This window comes from Streptomyces hainanensis (genome assembly GCF_004348415.1).
GTDB lineage: Bacteria > Actinomycetota > Actinomycetes > Streptomycetales > Streptomycetaceae > Streptomyces > Streptomyces hainanensis.
In genome coordinates this window covers 1-2,287 of the sequence record NZ_SMKI01000748.1, presented here as the reverse complement: position 1 = coordinate 2,287, position 2,287 = coordinate 1, and the positions used below count along the sequence as shown (strand labels likewise).

Sequence of the window (2,287 nt, the reverse complement as noted above, 5' to 3'; positions counted from 1 at the left end):
CGGCGGTGACCCCGCCGCCCACCGCTCGACCCCGCACCCGGCCGCCTGTCGTCCGGAAGTCCGCCCCTGTCAACGGGCTCCCTCCCCGAACCTGGCCGTCTGCGCGCGCCGGGCGGCGTCGGCCGCGTCGCCCGCCGCCGACCAGTCCTTCGGCCGGAACCCCTGGAGGATTCGCTGGGCCGGCGCCCACCCGAGCCAGCCGGGAGCGTCCCACCCCGGGGGGCCCGTCAGGTCCTGGACCGCCAGGTAGTGGTCGATCCGCACCCGGTCCCAGGCGTGGACGACCAGGCCGTCCCCGACGCACAGCCCCACGTGCCCCCAGTTCCGCCGACGACCGAGCAACTCCCCGCCGCTGTCGTAGAAGGCGAAGGCCCCGGCCGGCGGCACCCCGGTGTTGTCCCGTGCCGCGTACAGCTCGGCGGACTCCCGGGCGAAGTCGCCGCCGAAGACCTCCAGGTGGTTGGGCCGCTCGTAGGCGTCCTCCACGAAGGCCAGACACCGCGAGGCGTAGGCGGTCGACCCGAGGTGCCCCCTCGCCCAGCCGACGGCGTTCTCGACACAGCCCTGCCAGTCCTGATCCACGGCACTCCCCGGTCGCTCCAACGGGCGGCCTCGAAGGCTAGCCCCGAACCGGCGACCGGCGGCAGCGGTTTTCCGCGCCGCCCGACCTCGTGCCCCCTGACCTCGTGCCGCTTGACCTTGCCACGGTGACAAGGTCTTCACTGCGGTCGAGGAGGTGGTCCCGATGACCAGGCCGAACGAGGACACGAACGAGAACCCGAACGAGGACCCGCACCACGCGCGAGCCCTCCGGGGGCTGGCGGACGACAGCGCGTCGGTCCGCCTGCGGGCGGCACTGGCCGTCGGCACGACCCCTGACCCGCGGTCCGTCCCCACGCTCGTCGAGCGCTGCGCCGTCGAACCCGACTTCTCCGTGCGCGAGATGCTGACCTGGGCACTCACCCGCCACCCGGCGTCGGCCACGGTCCCGGCGCTGGTCCGCGAGGTCCGCGAGGTCCGCTCGGAACGCGCCCGGGCACGGAGCCAGGCGCTGCACACGCTGTCCAAGATCGGGGACCGGCGGGCGTGGCCGGCGATCACCCCGGCGCTGCTCGCCGACCCCGACGACGAGGTGGCCAGGAGCGCCTGGCGGGCGGCGGTCGTGCTGGTGCCCGAGGGCGCCGAGCGCGGGCTGGCCGTACTGTTGGCCACACAGCTCGGGCGCGGCGCACGCGGGACGCGGCTGAGCCTCAGCCGGGCGCTGATCGCGCTCGGCGAGGCGACGTCGCCCGTCCTGGGCGCCGCGACGACGGACCCCGACCCCCGCGTGCGGGCGCACGCGATCGCCACGGAACAGCTGTGGCGCGACCCCGACGCCGGCTTCGAGTTCGCGATCGAGGAGGCGAAACGGATCATGGCGGTTGGCGATGCTGATCGGTGACGTCGCACGACGATCCGGGGTCAGCGCCCGCATGCTCAGGCACTACGAGACGCTCGGCCTGGTGCGGCCGACGGGCCGCACCGGCTCCGGCTACCGGGAGTACTCCGACGAGGACATCCGGCGCGTCTTCCACATCGAGAGCCTGCGGTCGTTGGGTCTTTCGCTGCGTGACGTCGGGCGTGCCCTCGACGACCCCGACTTCGCGCCCGCGGAGCTCGTCGACGACCTCGTCCGCCGGACCCGTGACCGCATCGCCGCGGAGACGGAACTGCTCACCCGACTCCACCGGATCAACGCCGCGGAACCCGCCGACTGGGCGGACGTCCTCCGGATCGTCGCGCTCCTCCAGGCGCTGCGGTCGACGAGCGCGGGGGCGCGCCAGCGCGCGGCCCTCGCCTCGGTCGAGGCCGTCCCCGTACCGGTGGAGGCACTGGTCGAGGCGGTGCTTGGCGAGCCGGACCCGAACGTCGCGGGAGCCCTCCGCTGGGCGCTCGCCCCCTCGGGCGAGGACGCGCTGCCCCCGCTGGCGAAGGGCCTCCGCTCACCCACGGCCGAGGTGCGGCGACGCGCCGCCAGGACCATCGCCGAACTCCCGACCGACGGGGCGACCACCGTGCTGCGGACCGCCCTCACCGACCCCGACACCGACCCCACGGTCCGCGGCCACGCGGCGCTGGCGCTCGGCGCACGCGGCGTGGCCGACGCCGTCCCGGTGCTCCTCGACCTGATCGTCGAGGGAAGGAACGACACCGAAGCGGCCGACGCGCTGAGCAGGCTGGCGAGCGACCCCGCGACGGCGGACCGGATCGCCACCGACCTCGTCTCCCGCCTTGCCCACCCCACCAC

Annotated in this window: 3 protein-coding genes; 2 read left to right on the top strand and 1 reads right to left on the bottom strand. The window is 75.0% G+C overall.

The window, feature by feature from the left end; genetic code table 11:
- Nucleotides 1-69 precede the first annotated feature (69 nt).
- Nucleotides 70-582 carry a hypothetical protein gene (locus E1283_RS35530; RefSeq protein ID WP_132822285.1) on the bottom strand — a complete coding sequence of 171 codons (513 nt, stop codon included), beginning with the start codon at nt 580-582 and terminating at the stop codon, nt 70-72.
- A gap of 163 nt (nt 583-745) precedes the next feature.
- Here E1283_RS35530 and E1283_RS35525 point away from each other — a divergent pair, with 163 nt between their 5' ends.
- Nucleotides 746-1,441: a HEAT repeat domain-containing protein gene (locus E1283_RS35525; protein ID WP_132822284.1), complete on the top strand. Its 696-nt coding sequence runs from the start codon at nt 746-748 to the stop codon at nt 1,439-1,441.
- Nucleotides 1,428-2,287 (top strand): MerR family transcriptional regulator (locus E1283_RS35520; protein ID WP_132822283.1); only part of this gene is annotated, 860 nt, incomplete at its 3' end. The genes E1283_RS35525 and E1283_RS35520, both read left to right, overlap by 14 nt.

Bases quoted from the DNA above. Each gene is read 5' to 3' on its own strand.
- E1283_RS35525 (WP_132822284.1), top strand. From the start codon at position 746: ATGACCAGGCCGAACGAGGACACGAACGAGAACCCGAACGAGGACCCG.